This window comes from Hungatella sp. SL.1.14, from assembly GCF_024460495.1.
Classification (GTDB): domain Bacteria; phylum Bacillota; class Clostridia; order Lachnospirales; family Lachnospiraceae; genus Hungatella; species Hungatella hathewayi.
In genome coordinates this window covers 1-1,741 of the sequence record NZ_JANFYJ010000070.1, presented here as the reverse complement: position 1 = coordinate 1,741, position 1,741 = coordinate 1, and the positions used below count along the sequence as shown (strand labels likewise).

Annotated in this window: 1 protein-coding gene; it reads right to left on the bottom strand. The window is 46.4% G+C overall.

All coding sequences use genetic code 11. The features are described 5' to 3' along the window. Positions 1 to 2: 2 nt before the first annotated feature. Positions 3 to 1,394: a group II intron reverse transcriptase/maturase gene (gene ltrA / locus NE473_RS29875; protein WP_055154709.1), complete on the bottom strand. Its 1,392-nt coding sequence runs from the start codon at positions 1,392 to 1,394 to the stop codon at positions 3 to 5. Positions 1,395 to 1,741: the final 347 nt, after the last annotated feature.

Here is a 1,741-nt window from a genome sequence, read left to right as displayed (position 1 = left end):
TTTCAACGGTTGACGTGCACGGACTGATAGGCTGTGGCTAAATCATAATAGCCTCTGTTTATCAGTCTTTCTTTTGTCATTGCCATATTTACCGCTACCGTTTGTGTGGTAAACCAATAGCCTCTTCGGCTGTTCCCTGCCTTCCATGCCAATTCTTTCGGCACTCCCATTTTCAGCAGGTTCTTTACCTTCGTTTTCGGTTTCTTCCATTGTTTCCATATACACATTCGGATTCTGTGATATAGCCATTGGTTCAGTCCCTCTATTCGGTTCTTCATATCTGCTACTCCATAATAATTCAGCCAGCCCCGCATATACACCTTTATCTTTTCTAACGATGGGCGTATGCTCTGAACAGACCTTCGGGAACTAAGGTCTTTCAGTTTTGACTTCATTTTCTTCCATGACTTCCCATGAACCCGGACATAAATGCCCTTTCCGTTCTTTCCCAATGTGAAGCCAAGGAACTTAAAATTTCGGATTGCAAATACACTTACTACACGGCTTTTCTTCTGGTTCACCTGCAATTTCAGCGTCCCTTCCAGATATTTCGTGCTTGTTTCCAGAAGTCTCTTTGCGGCTCTCTCACTTTTAGCTAACAATACTATATCATCTGCGTAACGTACAAAAGCCACTCCTCGTTTCTCGTACTCCTGGTCGAACTCGTTCAGATAGACATTTGCCAGCAGCGGGGATAGATTTCCTCCTTGCGGCGATCCTTCCTCTGTCTCCATGACTACACCGTTTTCCATGACACCACTCTTTAGGTATCTCTTTATCCATTGGATAACCCTTTCATCCTTTACATCTCTGCGCAGAATATTTAATAGCATTTCTTGGTTCAGAGTATCAAAGTATTTCGACAAGTCCAATGCAACGGCATGGGTGTATCCCTGTTCTGCATACTCTTTTACCTTTAAAATGGCGTCCCTGGCGCTTCTTCCCGGCCGATACCCATAGCTGTTCTCCGAGAACAGCGCCTCATAGACTGGCATTAACTGCTGTCCTATGGCTTGCTGGAAGATACGGTCTTTCACGGTTGGAATGCCCAGCTTTCGCATTCCTCCCTCTGGCTTGGGAATCTCTACTCGTCTTACTGGGTCGGGGGTGTATTTTCCCCTTTTGATTCTCTCTATCAGTTCCTTTTGATTTTCCCTTAGGCAGTCACCTGTTTCCTCTACGGTCATTCCGTCGATTCCCGGCGCTCCCTTATTCGCCTTTACTCTCTTAAAAGCTCTGTTTAAGTTGTCCTTATTCAGTATCTTCTCTAAGAGTTCCGGCTGTGCACTGTCTCTTTCCTTCCATATCCGGCGGAAAGAACGGTGCGCTCTCACATACCCTTCACGTTCCGCGCTGTCTCTTTGTGAGCAGCTATCTCTGTTTTCTGTACCCAATGTTCTTTCCTCCTTTCCCGGTTGTACTAAAGACTCCTGTTGATTCGGTCCTTCGTCTCTCGACTACTACGACCTCTGCTGACTTCTGTACGTTCAGCACTACCTCACGATAGTGGTTATCCCTTTCAGGACATTCCGCACAGACCTCCCCGGGTACCACACGTTTCTTTCTCTCCATCTATCTGCCACATTTACCATACATGATTCCGTGTGGTTATTGGGCTTCGACTTGTTTGGCAGCCTTACCCTCACGCATGGCCTGATGTGATTTCTGTTCGTCAGACCAGAGATTTGCCCATGGGTTAGTATGTTCCCCATATCCAGCTTCCTTCAGATTCCACCTCACG